At 63.0% G+C, this 17,671-nt stretch carries 16 protein-coding genes and 1 other RNA gene; 6 read left to right on the top strand and 11 right to left on the bottom strand.

Annotated features, from left to right (window positions below; all coding sequences use genetic code 11):
• Positions 1-72: 72 nt before the first annotated feature.
• The 9 genes from LB547_RS14660 to ffs all read right to left on the bottom strand — a co-directional run bounded on the left by LB547_RS14660 (position 73) and on the right by ffs (position 9,249).
• On the bottom strand, positions 73-1,140 hold the full coding sequence (locus tag LB547_RS14660) for an ABC transporter permease (protein WP_140564874.1): 1,068 nt from the start codon (positions 1,138-1,140) through the stop codon (positions 73-75).
• A 9-nt stretch (positions 1,141-1,149) separates the two neighbouring features.
• Positions 1,150-2,793 (bottom strand): ABC transporter substrate-binding protein, encoded by a 1,644-nt coding sequence (locus tag LB547_RS14655; RefSeq protein WP_140496855.1) that lies wholly within the window; start codon positions 2,791-2,793, stop codon positions 1,150-1,152.
• 253 nt (positions 2,794-3,046) lie between these two features.
• Positions 3,047-4,324 (bottom strand): lytic murein transglycosylase, encoded by a 1,278-nt coding sequence (locus LB547_RS14650; protein ID WP_140759424.1) that lies wholly within the window; start codon positions 4,322-4,324, stop codon positions 3,047-3,049.
• A gap of 197 nt (positions 4,325-4,521) precedes the next feature.
• Positions 4,522-5,127, bottom strand: a complete 606-nt coding sequence (gene recR, locus LB547_RS14645; protein ID WP_140513120.1) for a recombination mediator RecR — start codon at positions 5,125-5,127, stop codon at positions 4,522-4,524.
• A 98-nt stretch (positions 5,128-5,225) separates the two neighbouring features.
• Complete coding sequence (locus LB547_RS14640; protein ID WP_140759422.1) at positions 5,226-6,185, bottom strand: cell wall hydrolase; 960 nt, start codon at positions 6,183-6,185, stop codon at positions 5,226-5,228.
• A 196-nt stretch (positions 6,186-6,381) separates the two neighbouring features.
• Positions 6,382-6,789, bottom strand: a complete 408-nt coding sequence (locus tag LB547_RS14635; RefSeq protein ID WP_140670846.1) for a hypothetical protein — start codon at positions 6,787-6,789, stop codon at positions 6,382-6,384.
• 71 nt (positions 6,790-6,860) lie between these two features.
• Positions 6,861-7,184, bottom strand: a complete 324-nt coding sequence (locus tag LB547_RS14630; RefSeq protein WP_140496865.1) for a YbaB/EbfC family nucleoid-associated protein — start codon at positions 7,182-7,184, stop codon at positions 6,861-6,863.
• 30 nt (positions 7,185-7,214) lie between these two features.
• A complete protein-coding gene (locus tag LB547_RS14625) occupies positions 7,215-9,047 on the bottom strand; it encodes a DNA polymerase III subunit gamma/tau (RefSeq protein ID WP_140759420.1) in 1,833 nt (610 codons plus the stop codon).
• A gap of 105 nt (positions 9,048-9,152) precedes the next feature.
• An RNA gene (gene ffs / locus LB547_RS14620) (signal recognition particle sRNA small type) lies at positions 9,153-9,249 on the bottom strand.
• Between the two features lie 145 nt (positions 9,250-9,394).
• Here ffs and LB547_RS14615 point away from each other — a divergent pair.
• From LB547_RS14615 to LB547_RS14605, 3 genes are read left to right on the top strand one after another with little or no spacing between them, the layout of a single operon-like run.
• Entirely contained in the window at positions 9,395-9,814 is a 420-nt protein-coding gene (locus tag LB547_RS14615; protein WP_140556749.1) for an HIT family protein, read from the top strand.
• 51 nt (positions 9,815-9,865) lie between these two features.
• Positions 9,866-10,807: an NAD(+) diphosphatase gene (gene nudC / locus LB547_RS14610; protein ID WP_140496871.1), complete on the top strand. Its 942-nt coding sequence runs from the start codon at positions 9,866-9,868 to the stop codon at positions 10,805-10,807.
• A 19-nt stretch (positions 10,808-10,826) separates the two neighbouring features.
• On the top strand, positions 10,827-11,126 hold the full coding sequence (locus LB547_RS14605) for a Dabb family protein (RefSeq protein WP_140496873.1): 300 nt from the start codon (positions 10,827-10,829) through the stop codon (positions 11,124-11,126).
• Between the two features lies 1 nt (position 11,127).
• Here the strand turns inward: LB547_RS14605 and LB547_RS14600 are convergent, their stop codons facing one another.
• Complete coding sequence (locus LB547_RS14600; protein WP_140759418.1) at positions 11,128-11,991, bottom strand: prephenate dehydratase; 864 nt, start codon at positions 11,989-11,991, stop codon at positions 11,128-11,130.
• Positions 11,992-12,026: 35 nt separating this feature from the next.
• Positions 12,027-12,755 (bottom strand): 3-deoxy-manno-octulosonate cytidylyltransferase, encoded by a 729-nt coding sequence (locus LB547_RS14595; protein ID WP_140523806.1) that lies wholly within the window; start codon positions 12,753-12,755, stop codon positions 12,027-12,029.
• Between the two features lie 191 nt (positions 12,756-12,946).
• On the opposite strand from LB547_RS14595, the gene LB547_RS14590 reads away from it, so the two are divergent.
• The 3 genes from LB547_RS14590 (at position 12,947) to LB547_RS14580 (ending at position 17,559) form a co-directional block, all read left to right on the top strand.
• Positions 12,947-13,648 (top strand): c-type cytochrome, encoded by a 702-nt coding sequence (locus LB547_RS14590; protein WP_140496880.1) that lies wholly within the window; start codon positions 12,947-12,949, stop codon positions 13,646-13,648.
• A gap of 165 nt (positions 13,649-13,813) precedes the next feature.
• Positions 13,814-15,691 carry an extracellular solute-binding protein gene (locus LB547_RS14585; protein ID WP_140556752.1) on the top strand — a complete coding sequence of 626 codons (1,878 nt, stop codon included), beginning with the start codon at positions 13,814-13,816 and terminating at the stop codon, positions 15,689-15,691.
• On the top strand, positions 15,691-17,559 hold the full coding sequence (locus LB547_RS14580; protein ID WP_140759416.1) for an extracellular solute-binding protein: 1,869 nt from the start codon (positions 15,691-15,693) through the stop codon (positions 17,557-17,559). The genes LB547_RS14585 and LB547_RS14580 overlap by 1 nt, the downstream gene beginning before the upstream one ends.
• Positions 17,560-17,671: the final 112 nt, after the last annotated feature.

Below are 17,671 nucleotides of genomic sequence, written 5' to 3'. Positions count from 1 at the left end.
ACGGGGGAGAGGAAAGGTGGCCCGAAGGGCCGGGGTGGGCCGCAGCCGAGCCTGAAAGTGGGATTCCTCTGCTCATCTTACCTTGGTCCTCGGGTCGAGCACGCGGTAAAGCAGGTCGGACAGAAGATTGATGGCTATGAACACCGAGCCGATGACGATGGTGCCGCCGAGCACCGCGTTCATGTCGGCATTCTGCAGCGAATTGGTGATGTAGAGGCCGATGCCGGGCCAGGAGAAGACCGTCTCGGTCAACACCGAGCCTTCCAGAAGTCCGGCATAGGAGAGCGCGATCACGGTCACCATCGGCACGGCGGCATTGCGCAAGGCATGAGCCCAGATGATGCGGGTTTCCGACAGGCCCTTGGCGCGCGCGGCGACGATGTATTCCTGCGTGAGTTCGTTGAGCATGAAGGAGCGCGTCATGCGGCTGATATAGGCGAGCGAGAAATAGCCGAGCAGCGAGGCCGGCAGGATGATGTGGCGGAACGCGTCCCAGAAGACATCCCACTGCCCCTGCATCGCCGAATCGAGAAGGTAGAAGCCAGTGATCGGCGTGAAGGTGTATTCGTAGACGACGTCGAGCCGCGCCGGGAAAGCCACCCATTGCAGCTTGGCGTAGAACAGGACGAGCCCGAGCAGGCCAAGCCAGAAGATCGGCACGGAATAGCCGATCAAGCCGATGACGCGGACCACCTGGTCGATGAGGCTGCCGCGCCTGACGGCAGCCAGCACACCCAGCGGCACGCCGAACAGCGCGCCGATCAGTGTCCCCAACGTCGCCAGTTCCGTCGTTGCCGGAAGGGCGCGGCGGATGTCGGTCATGACCGGATTGGTGGTCAGCACCGAGGTGCCGAAATCACCGTTGAGAGCATTTTTGACGTAAATGTAGAACTGCTCGATCAGCGGCAGGTCGAGACCCATCTCGCGGCGCGTGCGCTCCACGACATTGGCCGGCGCCCGGTCGCCGAGCACGGCCAATACCGGGTCGATGGGGATGACGCGGCCGATGAAAAAGGTCACCGCGAGCAGACCGAGATAGGTCGTGATCGCGATCACCAGGAAGCGGCCGATCGATGAGAAAATGGTGACGGCGCGGGCGCTGCCGCGCCCTGCCGCCGCCTGATTTTCAGCTACGCTCATCCGCCGGCGCTATTCCTTGGAAACCGGCCCAACGAAATTGGTGTCGAAGCTCGGGCCGAGCGCGAAACCCTTGAGGTTCTTGCGCAACCCGGCGACTTCCAGCTGCTGATGGATGATGACGAAGGGACTGGTGTCCAGGATCTTCTGCTGCAGATCCTTGTACATGTCGGCGCGCTTGCCCGAATCCTTCTCCAGCAAAGCGGCTTCGGTTTGCTTGGTCAGGTCCGGAATATCCCAGGCGTTGCGCCAGGCCAGCGTCTTGGACTTGCCCTCATCCGAATTGTCCGGGTTCGAGGCAAAGGTCTGGGCATTGGAGTTCGGATCGAAATAGTCCTGGCCCCACTGACCGATATAGATGTCGTGGTTGCGGGCGCGGTACTTGGTCAACGTCTGCTTGCCGTCGCCGGGAATGATCTCAAGCTTGATGCCGGCCTGGCCGAGCGTCTGCTGGATCGATTCCGCCATGCCGGTTGTCGGCTGGCCGGTGCGCACATCCATGGTCACGCTGAAGCCGTCGGGCAGGCCTGCCTTGGCCAGCAGTTCCTTGGCCTTGGCGACGTCGAGCTTGAACGGGTTCTTGTCCAGTTCTCCGAGCACGCCCTTGGGCAGGAAAGTCTGGTGGATTTCACCGATGCCCTTGAGGATGGTCGAGCTCAGCGCGTCATAGTCGACCAGATATTTGAAGGCCTGGCGGACTTCGGGCTTGGCGAGGTTCTGGTTCTTCTGGTTGAGGCTGATGTAGTAGACAGTTCCCTTCGGCGCACTGGTTGTGGTGAGGTCGGCGTTCTTGGCAATGGCGTCGAGGTCGTTCGGCTCGAGATTGCGGGCGACGTCGATGTCGCCGGCCTCAAGCGCCAGGCGCTGTGCTGAGCTTTCCTTCATGTTGCGGTAGATGACGCGGGCAAGCTTTGCCTTTTCGCCGTAGTAATTGTCGTTCCGTTCGAGCACGACGGCCTCATTGGCGCGCCACTCACGCAGCTTGTAGACGCCCGAGCCGGCATAGCCGGTCTTCAGCCAGGCATTGCCGAAATCATTGTCCCATTTGTAGTCGGCGCTCGGCGTGACCGCCGCGACATGTTCCTTGACCAGCTTGGCGTCGACGACCGAGGCGACGGTGGCCGACAGGCAGTTCAACACGAAGCTCGGCGCATAGGCCTTGTCGACGATGAACTGGAAGGTGGTGTCATCGACCGCCTTGGCCTTTTCGGCGACATTGTCGCCGCTGATCCCGAACTGGTCGATGATGAAGGCCGGGCTCTTGTCCAGCTTGACGGCGCGTTCGAACGAATAGGCGACGTCGGCCGCGGTGATCGGGTTGCCCGAGGCGAATTTCAGGCCGGGCTTGAGCTTGAACGTGTAGGTCAGGCCATCGTCCGAGACGGTCCAGCTTTCGGCGAGGTCGCCCTTGACCTTGGAGGTGTCGCTGAGGTCGAGCCGGACCAGCAGGTCATAGGTGTTGCCGGTGACCTCGGCGGTCGACAGCTCGAACGCCTCGCCCGGATCCATGGAGATGATGTCGTCGATGGCAAAGCCTTCGACCAGCGTGTCGGCTGGCGTGACCGCGCCAGCCGGCGCTCCCGCGAGAAGCAGCGCCGACATTGCGGCACCCGCAAGCAGAATGCGGGATCGTAGAGCAAGCTTTTCCATCATCATGGTGATTGTTCCCTGTTTTGTTGACCTGAGTTCCCGGCTCAGGGTTGCGGTGTTTTTCCAGGCCGACAAGGGCCCCCTTTGACCACTTACCGTCGTGGTTTTTGTCCAGTTGGTCAACAGCATATCCGGCGGCCTCGCGGCGGGCAACGAGCATTTATGCGTCGGCTCACTGGATCATAGTGGCAGGCGGGCGAGCGGGAGCATGCGAAGGCCAACAGAGGCCAGCAGTCGAGAAAAAACCCTGACTTGAGAGTTACTTCAGAGCAGCGACCAGGCCGGCATCGGGAAAGCAGGTGGCGGGCTTGCCGTTCTTTTCCTGCCAGGCGCCGATCGAGCGGCGGGTCTTGAAGCCGGGCAGCCCGTCGGCGCTGCCGACATCATAGCCCTTGGCCTCCAGCGCCCGCTGCAGGGCGGCGATATCGGAGCGGTGGAGGTCACCGACCGCGCCCCAGTTGCCGGAAAAATTGGCATCGCCATGGGCGATGCGATCGGCGCCATGGCCTATGAACAGGGCATAGAGGTCGCTGGTGTTGTATTGCTTCAGCACGTAGAAATTGGGCGTGGCGATGAAGCCCGGGCCGCTGCGGCCGGCCGGCATCAGCAGGAAGCCCTCGGCCTTCAGCTCGCTCGCCGGGAATGCCTTGCCGCCGACACGCTTGATGCCCATTGCGGCCCATTGCGAGATTGTCTTGCCCTGGTCGGGGCCTTCGAGCGAACAGGAGACGCTCTCGGGAACGGTCACTTCGAATCCCCAGCCACGTCCCCTCACCCAGCCATAATGGACGAGATAGTTGGCGATGGAGGCGAGCACGTCAGGCGTCGAGCTCCAGATGTCGACGCGCCCGTCGCCATCGAAATCGACGGCATGCTTGAGGAACGACGTCGGCATGAATTGCGGCTGGCCGAGCGCGCCGGCCCAGGACGATTTCATCGCATCCACCGGGGCCAATCCGCGCTGGACGATCTCGAGCGCCGCCAGCAGCTCGGTGCGGAAGAAGTCCTTCCTCGTCGACATGAACGCCTTGGTGCCGAGCACCTCGAAGGCGTCGTAAGGCATCTTCGCCGCGCCGAACCCTGTTTCGCGGCCCCAGATCGCCAAAAGGACCTCGCCCGGCACGCCATAGCGCTTTTCGATCGCGGCGAGTGTCCTGGCGTTGGCCGCCTCGCGCGTCCGCCCGCCCGATGTGACCGCGCGGATGGTCTTCTCGGCGAAATAGGCGCCGGGCGAGCCGAACTCGGCCTGATGCTGCTTCTGCGGCGTCTTCGGCTTCTCGCCGGGCATGACAAGATCGGGCAGCTTGAGATTGGGTTTGACGCCGTCGAAAGCGGCATCGAAGGTCTGCTTGGAAATGCGCTTGGCCTTGGCGTCAGGCCACAGATCGCTCCGCAGCCAGGCGCGGAACTGGTCGTCGATCTTGGCGGCCGAGGCGGGGGTGGAGAGGAACAGTGCAGCCAGTATCGCCAGGAAAAACGCAAAGCAGAACTTGCGGAGGCCGCGTTCCGTGGCGCCCCCCTCTGTCCTGCCGGCCATCTCCCCCTCAAGGGGGGAGATCGACTGTTGTCTCTGCCTTCGCCAAACACCGCCGTTGAAAAGGAAATGGCGGCTGCGAAATTGCCAATCTCCCCCCTTGAGGGGGAGATGTCCGGCAGGACAGAGGGGGGCGCCACGGAACGCCAACTTTTGAGGATGCGGGATCATCGTGACAAGCATCCTTCCCCGCAATCGCGTCAAAACGCCGTCCTGGAGCGCAGCGCTGCCGCCAGCGTGCCTTCGTCGAGATAGTCGAGTTCGCCACCGACCGGCACGCCATGCGCCAGCCGCGTTATCTTCACCTCGAAACCGGACAATTGATCGGTCAGGTAATGGGCCGTGGTCTGGCCCTCCACCGTGGCATTGACGGCCAGGATGATCTCCTTGACCTCGCCGCCGGCGACGCGGTCGACCAATGAGCGGATGTTGAGCTGATCGGGGCCGATACCGTCGAGCGGCGACAGCGTGCCGCCCAGCACATGGTAGCGCACGTTCATCGCCGCCGCCCGCTCCAGCGCCCACAGATCAGAGACGTCCTCGACGACGATCAGCGTGCCGGCGTCACGGCGTGGATCGGTGCAGATCATGCAGGGGTCCGACGTGTCGACATTGCCGCAGGTCGAGCAGATGCGCACCTTGTCGGCCGCCTCGCCCATGGCGGCGGCGAGCGGCGACAGCAGTTGTTCCTTCTTCTTGATCAAATGCAGCGCGGCGCGCCTGGCCGAGCGGGGACCGAGCCCCGGCACTTTGGCCAGGAGCTGGATGAGACGTTCGATCTCGGGACCCGCGATTCGCTTGGACATTGCCCTGATCTAGAGCAATTCCGCGAAAAGTGCGAAGCGGTTTTGCGTCCGGACCGCATCTCCAACCAGCACCGGCAGGCCGTCAAGTGCGGCCCGCCTCAGTTGGTTTCGAGCGGACGGCTCTGGCTGACGATCATCGCGCCGATGGCATCGGTGTTCTCAGGCGTCGACTGGAACCCCATCGCCGCTTCCTGCGGCGCGCCCTGCACCGAGGAAATGACCTTTGTGTTCAAGGTCCCGCCAAAGCGAGCGGCATCGGGTTCCTCCATCGGCTCCTGCATCGCCACCATCGTCGGCTTTTCCTGGACGCGCGTGGATTTTGCGGCCGGCGCAGCCGATGCCGTCACGTAGGTCTGCTGGGCCGCCTTGCCGGAGCGCATCGGCTCCGCCGCGGCAGTCACGTACGCCGCAGCGGTGCGATCGGATGTCTTGGCCGTCGGCTCGGCGGAAGCGACGCGAGTCGCGGCAACTCCGGGCAAGGCTGCTGGCTGCTCGGCCGAGGCGACCGCGACCGTCGGCTCGTCCGGCAGCGGCTGCCAGTTGCGGCCGCGCTTCTCGTAGAACGCATTGCCGCCGGCGACCATGGTGTAATGCATGTTCTTGTAGGGGAAGCGCAGGCCCGCGGTGTGGAAATACATCGTGTTCTTGAGCTTGGCCTTGCGCTCGCCCTTGAGCACGGCGTCGGCGGCTTCCTCGACATCGGGCATGGCACGCGAATTCATCGGCCTGGTCATGACGCCGGGCGCGAACTGGCCGCGCTCGCCCACCACCGCGCAGATGGTGTCGCCATGTTTGCCGGAGCGCAGCCGGTTCATCACGACAGTGCCGACGGCGATCATGCCATCGCGGCTCGACCGGTTGGATTCGAAGAACATCGCCCTTTCCAGGCATTCCCTGTCCTTCGGCGTGTGGTAGCCGCGGGAGCTCAGGAAACTCGGCGTGATGGCGTCGGTCAGGCTGGACATGCCGTGTGACGCGGTCTGGCTGCAAGCGGCCAGGAACAGGGGAGACGTGACGACGCCGAGCAACAGCGGCGTCTTCCATCGCGTGGCAATCAACAGGTAACCCTCTCACTTCGATGCCCGCCCCCAGGCTGCGGCAAGAATGAGACACTTTCGGGCAAAATGATGGCTAAAACGTTATTGGCGAGATGCTGTTGCCAAACTGGCACAGTTACGTGGCAAGATCCGGGCTTCAAGCCTTTGTTTTATGCACGCCCTTGTCCATGCCGAGACCGCTTTTGGGCGACATGCATTATCGCCCGGCTGAAATCGCAGCCGGCCGTCCTGGCTCAATTTCTTCGAATTTCTCCGAGAACAGCCCGCGCCTCAGGAACAATGCTCGCGCATTGCGGGCGACCGGCGCGATCTTTCCCGGCCAGTCGCTGTCGATGAACTCGGACCTGGTGAAATCGGGGTTGGCCTCCCCGGCAGCCTCCAGGAAATCCGCGATCTCCAGCACGATGGCGCGTTCTTCCTTCGAGAGCGCCGAAGTGCCGGCTTCGATCGAGGGGCGATGCACGAAATCCTCGAACAGGTTGAAATAGCCCTTGATGCCGACGAGATCGACGCCGGCATCAGAATCGGCCAGGATTTCCAGGATCTCGTAGATCCTGTTGCGGATACGCTGCTCGATCAGCCTTTCGGACGGCTCTTCGGCCATGGCCAACTAGTCTTTGGCTTTATGCATGTCGTTATCCCCAAAACCGTCGCACACTCTTGGGCGACATGCATCTAGAACGGCAGTTTCATTCCCGGCGGAATCGGCAGGCCGGCGGTCAGCGCCTTGGTCTTTTCCTGCATGATCTGCTCGACCTTGGCCTTGGCGTCATTGTGAGCGGCCAGAAGCAGGTCTTCGAGGATCTCCACCTCATCCTCCTTGAACAGAGACGGGTCGATCTTCAGCGACTTCATCTCGAACTTGCCGGTCAACGTGACAATGACCAGGCCGCCGCCGGCCTGGCCGACGGCTTCGACCGTGGCGATCTCGTCCTGCATAGCCTGGAACTTGGCTTGCATTTCCTTCGCCTTGCCCATGAGGCCGAGAAGATCTTTCATGGTCCGATCCTTTGCAGAGTCGTGGTTTCGTCAGAGTTCGTCGTCGTCCGCCGGCGGCTCGACCGGCACTTCGGCTTCGACCGCGTCGGCTTCCGGCGCGTCGGGGATGCGCACGTCGATGATCCTGGCGCCGGGAAAACGCGCCAGGATGGCGGCGACCGTCGGATCGCTCTTGGCATCGAGCAAAGCGTTCTCGCGCCTGGTCGATTCCATTTCGGCCAGCGTCTGGCCGCCCTCTTCCTTCGACAGCGACACCAGCCAGTTGCGGCCGGTCCAGGCGCGCAGCTTGGTCGTCAAATCGTTGAGCAGCATTTTGGGCGCATCGTCGGTCAGGCTGACGTCGATGCGGCCGGGCTCGATGCGCACGAGGCGGATGCAGCGCTTGACCAGCACCTTGAAGGCGATGTCGCGCTGCGCGTCGGCAAGGGCGACAATATCGGCCAGCGATTTCAGCGAAATTGGCTGCGCCTCCGGCGCCGGCTGCACAGGCGCAATGAAGGCGCCCGGAGCGGGCGCGGCTTCCACCAGCCGCATGGTCTGCGCGCCGCCCGACCCGCCGGGCATGCGCGCCTGCGCCACTGCGCTGGCGCCGTTGCCACCAGGAGCGCCGCCATTACCGGGGCTCGCCGGCGCGCCGTTCGAACGCGGCGCGGCGCCCGGCGCCGGCAGGCCGTTCTCCAGCGACCTCAATGCCTCGTCCAGCGTCGGCAGGTCGGCCGCGTGTGCCAGCCGGATCAGCACCATCTCGGCGGCACTTACAGGGCGGTTGGACGACTGCACCTCCGGGATGCCCTTGAGCAGCATCTGCCACGTCCGCGACAGCACCTTGATCGAGAGCGTCCGAGCGAAATCTGCGCCGCGCTCGCGCTCGTCCTGCGACAGCGCCGCGTCGTCGGCGGCGGCCGGCACGAAACGCAGCCGGGTGACGAGATGGTTGAATTCGGCAAGGTCGGTCAGCACGGCGGCCGGATCGGCGCCGGTGTCGTATTGCGCGCGCAATTCCGCCAGTGCCGCGGCAACGTCACCCTTCATGACATGTTCGAACAAATCGACGACGCGGGCGCGATCGGCGAGACCCAGCATTGCGCGCACGGCTTCGGCGCTGACCGCACCACCGCCATGCGCGATGGCCTGGTCGAAAATCGATTGAGCATCGCGCATCGACCCCTCGGCCGCGCGCGCGATCATCGCCAGCGCGTCGTCTTCCGCCTCGATGCCTTCCAGGCCCGCTATCCGGGCGAGATCAGCCTTCACCACAGCCGCATCGATGCGCCTCAGGTCAAAGCGCTGGCAGCGCGACAGCACGGTGATCGGCACCTTACGGATTTCGGTGGTGGCGAAGATGAACTTGACGTGCGGCGGCGGCTCTTCCAGCGTCTTCAACAGGCCGTTGAAGGCCTGCGTCGACAGCATGTGCACTTCGTCGATGATGTAGACCTTGTAGCGGGCCGAGACCGGCGCGTAGCGCACCCGTTCGATGATGTCCCTGATATCATCGATGCCGGTGTGCGAGGCGGCATCCATCTCGATGACGTCGACATGGCGGCCTTCCATGATCGCTTGGCAGTGCTCGCCGAGCACGGCAAGGTCGACGGAAGGCTGGTCGATTGTTGCCGTTTTATAATTCAGGGCCCGCGCGAGAATGCGCGCGGTCGTGGTCTTGCCGACGCCGCGCACGCCGGTCAACATCCAGGCCTGGGCGATGCGGCCGGTGGCGAAAGCGTTGGTGAGCGTGCGCACCATCGGCTCCTGGCCGACCAACTCGGAGAAATTCGCCGGACGGTACTTGCGAGCCAGCACGCGATAGGCGCCGGCCTTGCCTATCTCCAGGCTTTTTGGTCCCGAATTTCCGGCTTCGCTCATTCGCCCGCAAAACTCCAAATGGCCGCGCCAAAAGGCGGCCGATTCCTGCGCATAGTTTCGCCCGCGCTGCAATGCGTCGTCAACGTCGCGAGAAGGGCCGATGAGGTGGGAGGCTGGAACAATGACCCGTTCCGGGCTCGTTAGGGCTGCTTCCTTCCGGACCTGACCCGGTTGGCGAGTGGATCGTCCACCACCAACCTCCCGCCGTCCATATCGGCAATTCGGCGACGAAATGCAAGGGCGCAGGCAAATCGGCTGCATCAGCCACGAGATTCGCTTGCAGCCTCGATGCAGCCGCTCTAGCGTTCATGACTCTGAGGAAAACACCAAAAGCAAGGGAAACGCCGATGCTGCCGGGCCTGAAGGCCGGATTCACGCTGGATACCCGGCTGGAGGCGGACAGCGAGCAGTTGATGTGGCTTGGGCTGTGTGAACTGCGCGTGATGAACGACCGCCGCTGGCCATGGCTGCTTCTGGTGCCGCAGCGGCCGGGCGTGGAGGAAATCCACGACATGACGCCGCTCGACCAGACAATGCTGACCTTCGAGACCAATATGGTGGCGCAGGCGCTGAAGAAGGTGACCGGCTGCACCAAGATCAACACCGGCGCGCTCGGCAACATCGTGCGCCAGCTGCACATCCACGTCATCGCCCGTTCGGAAGGCGATCCCGGCTGGCCCGGCCCGGTGTGGGGACACGGCCTGCGCGAGCCCTATCAGCGCTCCGAGCTGCGCCGGTTTGCCGAAACGATAAGGGCGGCGCTATAAGCCTTCCCGTGTCCATCCCGAACATGTCCATCCCGAACGCCCAGAGTCCGCATGAGCTTTAGCCTGTTTGACGCGCCCTTGCGCGAGCCGAGCCAATTCGTCGGCTTCGCCGGCAACAGTATCGACCGACAATCCGAGAACCGCGCCGACGATTCGGTCGACAAAGCGCTCGCCGATCCCGGAACCAGGCTGCTTTTGATGCAGGGCGGCCGGCTCTACCTGAAGGTTCGTGACGGCAGCTTCGATCCCTGGTTCGGCGTCGCCGAAAGCCTGCCCTTCCAGACCTTGCCCGGCAGCGGTGTGCTGCTTGGATTCTCCGACCAGGGCCCGGTGCTGGCGGTGACCGCCGGTCTCGAGCCGGAACAGCTTCCCGAAACAGTCAAGGCCATCGACTACCGCTCGGTCTACATGCAAGGCCTGATCGACGAAGCGGCCGCCGGAGCGATGGCGCAGGGCGCCGCACTGCTCGCCTGGCACGCCAGCCATCGTTTCTGCAGCAAATGCGGGACCGAGTCACAAATGCGGGCCGGCGGCTACAAGCGCCATTGCCCGAATTGCGGCACCGAGCATTTTCCGCGCACGGATCCGGTGGCGATCATGCTGACGGCGACGCGCGAGAAATGCCTGCTCGGGCGCGGCCGGCATTTCGCGCCGGGCATGTACTCCGCCCTTGCCGGCTTCATCGAGCCGGGCGAGACGATCGAGGCGGCGGTGCGCCGCGAGACGCTGGAGGAGGCCGGCATCCGGCTCGGCCGCGTCGTCTACCACGCCAGCCAGCCCTGGCCATTCCCCTATTCGCTGATGATCGGCTGCTTCGGCGAGCCGCTCAATGAAGACATCCAGGCCGACCTCAACGAGCTGGAAGACTGCCGCTGGTTCTTGCGCGACGAGGTCCGCCTGATGCTGGCCAGGGAGCATCCGGGCAATCTGATCACGCCGCCGAAGGGAGCCATAGCGCATCACCTGATCCGCGCCTGGGTCGACAGCGAATAAGGGAAATCAGGAGAGGGAAATGATCCGCCATACCGTCGTGTTCACGCTGAAGCATCCGCCGCACTCGCTGGAGGAAAAAAGGTTCCTGGTCGACGCCAGGAAAATCCTCTCGGCGATCAGGGGCGTCACCCATTTCGAACAGCTGCGTCAGGTCAGCCCCAAGAACGACTACCAGTTCGGCTTCTCCATGGAATTCGCCGACCAGGCCGCCTATACTAGGTACAACGACCATCCCGACCACGTCGCCTTCGTGCGCGACCGCTGGATTCCTGAAGTCGAGACCTTCATGGAGATCGACTATGTGCCCCTTGGCTGGTAGCTCAATCCGCTACCTTCCACTGCTCGCGTGACTCACTCGCCGGATAGACGCCGAGGATCCGCACCTCGCGCGAGAAGAAGCGAAGCTCGTCCAGCGCCAGCTCGACCAGCGGATCGTCGGGGTGGCCCTCGATGTCGGCATAGAACAGTGTCGCCGTGAAGGCGCCGAGTTGGTAGCTCTCGAGCTTGGTCATGTTGATGCCGTTGGTGGCGAAACCGCCCATCGCCTTGTAGAGCGCGGCCGGCACGTTGCGGACGCGGAAGATGAAGGTCGTCATCATCTTGGCGTCAGGCGACGGGCGTTCGGCCCACTGCTTGTTCTTGGTCAGGACGACGAAGCGCGTGACGTTGGAATCGGTGTCCTCGACATTCTCCTCGATGATGTCTAGGCCGTAGAGCGTTGCGGCCAATGCCGGAGACAGGGCGGCCATGGTGCGGTCCTTGACCTCGGAGACCATCTTGGCCGCGCCCGCCGTGTCGCCGGCGACAACCGCCTTCCAGCCATTCTTGCGGACGTATTTGCGGCACTGGCCGAGCGCATGGATGTGGCTGTGCACGGTTTTGATCTCGTCACGCCTCACACCTGGCAGCACCATCAGCTGGAAATGGATGGGCAGGAAATATTCGCCGACGATGTGCAGCCTCGATTCCGGCAGCAGATGGTGAATGTCGGCGACGCGCCCGGCGATGGTGTTCTCGATCGGGATCATGGCGAGATCGGCCTTGCCGGTCTCGACCGCGTTGAACGCATCCTCGAAGGTCGGGCACGGCAGCGGCTGCATCGAGGGATAGACGTTACGGCACGCGGTGTCGGAATTGGCGCCGGGCTCGCCCTGGAAGGATATTCTGTTGGTCTTTTCAGGCATGGCCAATTCTCGTTGAAGGGGTGTCGGTTCGGCGCTCAGTTTGAAAGGATCGTCCTGGCCCGTTCCAGGTCTTGCGGCGTGTCGACGCCGAGCGGCAGCGACCGCACGATCTCGGCGTCGATGCGCATGCCGGCTTCCAGCGCCCGCAACTGCTCCAGCCGCTCGCGGCGCTCCAGCGGCGACGGCTTGAGCGCCACGAAGCGCTCGAGCGCCGAGCGGCGATAGGCATAGAGGCCGATGTGATGATAGAGAGCGCCCTCGCCCCAGGGCGCGGTGGCGCGGGTGAAATAAAGCGCCCTCAGCCTGGTGGCCGACAATGGCGAGCCAACGATCTTGACGACGTTGGGATTGGTCTTTTCCTCGTCGCGCTCGATCTCGACGCCGAGCGTGGCGATGTCCACCGCCCTGTCCTCGAACGGCCTGAGCGAGGCCACGATGATCGCGGGATCGATGGTCGGCAGGTCACCCTGCACATTGACGATGGTTTCGACCTTGTTTGCCGGATCCAGCACCGTCAGGGCCTCGAATATCCGGTCCGAACCCGATTCGTGGTCCGAGCGCGTCATCACCGCCTCGAAACCATGCGCGCGCACCGCTTCCGCCACGCCTTGCGTGTCGGTCGCCACCACCACACGGCCAAGCCCGGCCTCGGCGGCGCGGCGCGCGACATGGACGATCATCGGGGCGCCGGCAATGTCGGCCAGCGGCTTGCCCGGGAGCCGGGTCGAGGCCATGCGGGCGGGGATCAGGATCAAGGTGGACATCGGTTTGGCGGGCGTTCGAAACGAGGAGGGGAAAGTGGCAAAAGGTCTCACTGGAAGCGCCCTTATAGGTGTTGCAACACCGGAGCAAAAGACCTAGTTTCCGCGCGATTTGACCGGCTCTGGAGGGCAGGTCTCGATACCGACGGACGGAGTGGACGGATCGGTCCGCCGGAAAAGGGAGCAAGGGGCGTATGGATTCCAACGAAGTCAACAAGCTGCTCGCCGGATTGCTCGGAACCGTTTTCGTGGTGTTCTCGGTCGGCATCGTGTCGGACGCGCTGTTTGCCTCGCCCGCTCCGGAAAAGCCCGGCTTCGCCATCGAGGCCGCCGAGCCCGCCGAGGGCGGCCCCGCCGCTCCGGCAGCCGCCGAAAAGCCGATCGCGGATCTTCTGGCCAACGCAAGTGCCGAACAGGGCGCTGCCATCTTCAAGAAATGCCAGGCCTGCCACTCCGGCGAGAAGGGCGGCCCCAACAAGGTCGGCCCGGATTTGTGGGATCTCATCGACCGCCCGGTCGCCGAGCATGAGGGCTTCGCCTATTCGGCCGGCATGAAGGAGTTTTCCAAGGGCGGCACAGAGAAGTGGACCTACGACAACATCAACCACTTCATCACCTCGCCGAAAAAATTCGTGAAAGGCACGGCGATGGGCTTTGCCGGCCTGCCGAAGGAAGAAGACCGCGCCAACGTCATCGCCTATCTGCGCACGCTGTCGGACAATCCCAAGCCGCTGCCCGCGCCGGGCGCTGCCGCCGATGCATCCGCCCCCGCCAAGCCCGCCGAAGGGGCCGCACCGGCCAAGCCGGCCGAAGGCGCAGCTCCTGCCAAGCCAGCGGCGCCTGCGGCTCCCGCCGCACCAGCTCCGGCCGCCCCGGCACCGGCGCCTGCTCAATAAATCGGATATAGTCTCGACGACCTTGAAAAAGCCGGGTTCTGCCCGGCTTTTTCGTTAGGAAAACCGCCTCTACGGCGACAAAGCCGCGCATGGCGGTTTTCACGCGCGGCAAATCATCTAGATTGCCTTTCTGGATGATGGCACGCATCGCGAAGAGGACAGTGGATGACGCTTGGCCCAGTGCTTCTCAAATCGTTGCTGGCGGCAGCCCTGCTGGCCGCGGGGTTGCAGGCGGCCCTGGCCGATGAGTGGCGCACCACCTCATCGCTGATCGGCGAATCCAAATATGGCGACAATTTCCAGCACTACGACTACGTGAACCCCAACGCACCCAAAGGCGGCACGCTGAATTCGGTGGTACTGGGCACTTTCGACAGCTTCAATCCCTATATCGTGCAGGGTTCACCGGCCGCCGGCCTGGTCGGGTTCGGCGGCGGCCTGCTCTACGACACGCTGATGGAGCAGGCGACCGACGAAGGCAGTGTCAGCCATCCGCTGATCGCCGACGCCTACAAATACCCGGCCGACTTTTCCTCGGCGACTTACCGGCTCGACCCCCGCGCGAAATGGCATGACGGCCAGCCTATCACCGTCGACGACGTGATCTGGTCATTCCAGGTGCTGAAGGCGAACAGCCCGATGTACAGCCGCTATTTCGAGAATGTCACGGATGCCGTGGCCGTCTCGGATCGCGAAGTCGAGTTTCATTTCAGCCAGAAGGGCAACCGCGAGCTGCCTAAAATCCTGGGTGACCTCGCCGTGCTGCCGAAACATTGGTGGGAAGGCACGGATGCCAACGGCAAGAAGCGCGACGTCACCAGGCCGACGCTGGAGCCGCCGCTCGGCTCCGCCGCCTACAAGATCGCCAGCTTCAAGCCTGGCTCGGAAATCGTCTGGCAGCGCGTGCCGGACTATTGGGGTGCCAAGCTGCCGGTGAAGGTCGGCCGCGAGAATTTCGACAGGCAGCGTTTCACCTACATCCTTGATGACAATGCCGCCTGGCAGGCCTTCACCAAGGGCGGACTTGACGACATCAAACCGGAAAACAGTTCGAAGCGCTGGAAAACATTCTATGATTTCCCGGCGGTCAAGGCCGGCGATGTCATCAAGCAGGAATTCAAGACCACCTCGCCAGAGCCGATGCAGGCTTTCATGCTCAACCAGAGGCGCCCGCTGTTCCAGGACCGCCTGGTGCGGGCCGCGCTGACCTATCCTTTCGACTTCGAGACGATGAACCGTACGCTGTTCTACGGGTTCAACACTCGCACCAGCAGCTATTTCCAGGGAACTGAACTGGCCTCCAGCGGCTTGCCGCAAGGCAAGGAGCTGGAAATTCTTGAACAGTATCGCGACAAGCTGCCGCCCGAACTGTTCACCCAGGAATTCAAGCTGCCGGTCTACGATTCGCCGCAAGCCGAGCGCAAATACCTGAAGCAGGCTGTCGACCTCTTCGCCAAGGCTGGATGGGTGATCAAGGGCGGCAAGATGGTCAATGCCAAGACCGGCGAGCCGTTCAAGTTCGAGATACTCGGCTGGAACGACACCGACCAAGTCATCTCCAGCCCCTATATCGCCAATCTGCGCAAGATCGGCGTCGACGCCACGTTGCGCATCATCGACCAGACCCAGTACGTCAACCGCGTCAACAATTTCGACTACGATGTCATTATCGGGCAACTCGGCCAGTCGGAATCGCCTGGCAATGAGCAGCGCGACTTCTGGAGTTCCAAGGCCGCCGACAGGCCGGGATCGCGCAACTACGCCGGCATCAAGAACCCGGTCGTCGATGCCCTGGTCGATCGCATCATCTTCGCCACCGACCGCGAGGACCTGGTTGCCGCCACCCACGCGCTCGACCGCGTGCTGCTGTGGAACTACTACGTCGTGCCGCAGTACTATCGAGCCGTGGTCTGGCTGGCTTACTGGAACAAATTCGGCATTCCCGCCAAACAGCCGAGCTATATCGGCGCCGACCAGAATTCCTGGTGGATCGATCCGGAGAAGGAAAAGGCGCTGGCGGCCAAATACAAGGGCAACAATTGATGGCGGTGCTGCCCCGTCGCGATTTCCTGGGCCTGGGCAGTGCCGCCGCTGTCGCCGCCCTGTTGCCCGGAAAAGCCTTTGCCAATATTGCGACCGGCACCAAACTGCACGGCCTGTCCGCCTACGGCGACCTCAAATACAAACCGGATTTCACGCATTTCGACTACGTCAATCCGGATGCACCCAAGGGCGGCCAGATGAATTTCGCGCCGCCGAACGCCACGCTCAACCAAAGCTTCCTGACCTTCAACACGTTGAATTCCCTGGTATTGAAAGGAGATGCGCCGCCGCGCACCGAACTCTGTTTCGATTCCTTGATGGCAAGCGCGCTCGACGAGCCGGATGCGGTCTACGGCCTGCTTGCCGAGTCTGTCACCTTGTCGCAAGACCGCAACGGCTTCCGCTTCGCGCTGCGACCGCAAGCGCGTTTCCACGACGGCTCGCCGCTGACCGCCGAAGACGTCGTCTTCGCGTTGAAGCTTTACAAAGAGCAAGGGCATCCGAACCTTTCCCAGGCGTTGCGGTATATGACCGACGCGGTCGCCGAGGATCCGCTCACCCTCAACCTTACCTTCAACGGCGAACAGTCCGCGCAAAACATCCTCAGGATCGTGGCGATGCCGATCGTGTCCAAGGCCTTTTATGCGGCCAATGATTTCAATGCTTCGACGATGACGCCGCCGCTCGGCTCGGGACCATACAAAATGGGGCGAGTGGCCGCGGGACAGACAGTCGAATATGAGCGCGTGGCCGACTATTGGGGCCGCGACCTCCCGGTGAACCGCGGCCAGTATAATTTCGACCGTATCCGCATCGACTTCTATCTCGACCGGCAGGCGGCGTTCGAAGCCTTCAAGAAGGGTGACACGCATTTTCGCGAGGAGTTTACCGCGCGGGTCTGGGCGACCGGCTACGATTTTCCGGCGCTCAAGGACGGCAAGGTCGTCAAACGGGAATTTCCCGGCGAGAAGACGCCAGACATGCAGGGCGTCGCACTGAACCAGCGTCGTGCGCAATTCCGCGATGAGCGGGTGCGACGGGCGATCGCCCGGTGTTTCGATTTCGAATGGATGAAGCGGGCGTTGTTTTATGGCTCTTACGAGCGCTCTCAATCGAACTTCGAACGGTCGGATTACAAGGCCGAAGGCTTGCCCTCGCCTGAGGAATTGGTCCTGCTGGAGCCATTCCGGGCCGAGTTGCCACCGGAGGTTTTTGGCGAAGCCGTGACGCAGCCTCTGTCCGACGGGTCAGGCCATGACCGCAAGCTGCTGGGCGAGGCTTCGAGATTGCTCGCGCAAGCCGGCTGGAAGCGGGCGGGCAATTTCGTCGTCAACGACAAGGGCGAGCGGCTGCGGGTGGAAATGCTGACGGAGGATGACGGCATCGTTCGCATCTACACCCCATGGTCCGAGAATATGAAGGCGATCGGGATCGACGCTTCGATCCGGCAGGTCGATTCGGCGCAATATGAACAGCGGCAGAGCGATTTCGACTTCGATATTACCGTGCTGCATTGGTCGATCGGGGCGACGCCGACTGACGACAGCCTGGAGATGCTCTATGATTCTCGAATGGCGAAAATCCCGGGGCAGCGCAACTACCCCGGAACAGAAAGCAAGGCCATCGACGCGTTGATCGTGGCAGCCGGCAAGGCGCAAAGCCGGTCCGAACTCGTCACCGCGCTCAGAGCGCTCGATCGGGTCTTGCGCGCGCGGCTGGACTGGATTCCAACATACTATCTGGCGAATCACCGCGTCGCCTATTGGGACATGTTCGGCTTCGTCGAGCAAAAGCCCGATTTCGGCTTTCCGGTCGAGACGCTGTGGTGGTTCGACAAGGGCAAGGCGGCAAAAATTGGCAAAGGCTGAATTTCTTGCGGGCGTAAGCACCGCCCCTCACCTGCCTGCCGGCATCCTCGGCCCGTATAGTGACGGGGAAAGAGGCGCGTTCATCGACGGTTTCGCCAATCACATGCGTCGG

The sequence above is a fragment of the Mesorhizobium sp. B264B1B genome (assembly GCF_020165765.1).
Lineage (GTDB): Bacteria > Pseudomonadota > Alphaproteobacteria > Rhizobiales > Rhizobiaceae > Mesorhizobium.
This window is presented reverse-complemented; position numbering and strand designations above follow the sequence as displayed.

Coding starts and splice junctions, on each gene's coding strand:
- LB547_RS14660 (WP_140564874.1), bottom strand. CDS start 1,140: ATGAGCGTAGCTGAAAATCAGGCGGCGGCAGGGCGCGGCAGCGCCCGC.
- LB547_RS14655 (WP_140496855.1), bottom strand. CDS start 2,793: ATGATGATGGAAAAGCTTGCTCTACGATCCCGCATTCTGCTTGCGGGT.
- LB547_RS14650 (WP_140759424.1), bottom strand. CDS start 4,324: ATGGCCGGCAGGACAGAGGGGGGCGCCACGGAACGCGGCCTCCGCAAG.
- recR (WP_140513120.1), bottom strand. CDS start 5,127: ATGTCCAAGCGAATCGCGGGTCCCGAGATCGAACGTCTCATCCAGCTC.
- LB547_RS14635 (WP_140670846.1), bottom strand. CDS start 6,789: ATGGCCGAAGAGCCGTCCGAAAGGCTGATCGAGCAGCGTATCCGCAAC.
- LB547_RS14630 (WP_140496865.1), bottom strand. CDS start 7,184: ATGAAAGATCTTCTCGGCCTCATGGGCAAGGCGAAGGAAATGCAAGCC.
- LB547_RS14625 (WP_140759420.1), bottom strand. CDS start 9,047: ATGAGCGAAGCCGGAAATTCGGGACCAAAAAGCCTGGAGATAGGCAAG.
- LB547_RS14615 (WP_140556749.1), top strand. CDS start 9,395: ATGCTGCCGGGCCTGAAGGCCGGATTCACGCTGGATACCCGGCTGGAG.
- nudC (WP_140496871.1), top strand. CDS start 9,866: ATGAGCTTTAGCCTGTTTGACGCGCCCTTGCGCGAGCCGAGCCAATTC.
- LB547_RS14605 (WP_140496873.1), top strand. CDS start 10,827: ATGATCCGCCATACCGTCGTGTTCACGCTGAAGCATCCGCCGCACTCG.
- LB547_RS14600 (WP_140759418.1), bottom strand. CDS start 11,991: ATGCCTGAAAAGACCAACAGAATATCCTTCCAGGGCGAGCCCGGCGCC.
- LB547_RS14595 (WP_140523806.1), bottom strand. CDS start 12,755: ATGTCCACCTTGATCCTGATCCCCGCCCGCATGGCCTCGACCCGGCTC.
- LB547_RS14590 (WP_140496880.1), top strand. CDS start 12,947: ATGGATTCCAACGAAGTCAACAAGCTGCTCGCCGGATTGCTCGGAACC.
- LB547_RS14585 (WP_140556752.1), top strand. CDS start 13,814: ATGACGCTTGGCCCAGTGCTTCTCAAATCGTTGCTGGCGGCAGCCCTG.
- LB547_RS14580 (WP_140759416.1), top strand. CDS start 15,691: ATGGCGGTGCTGCCCCGTCGCGATTTCCTGGGCCTGGGCAGTGCCGCC.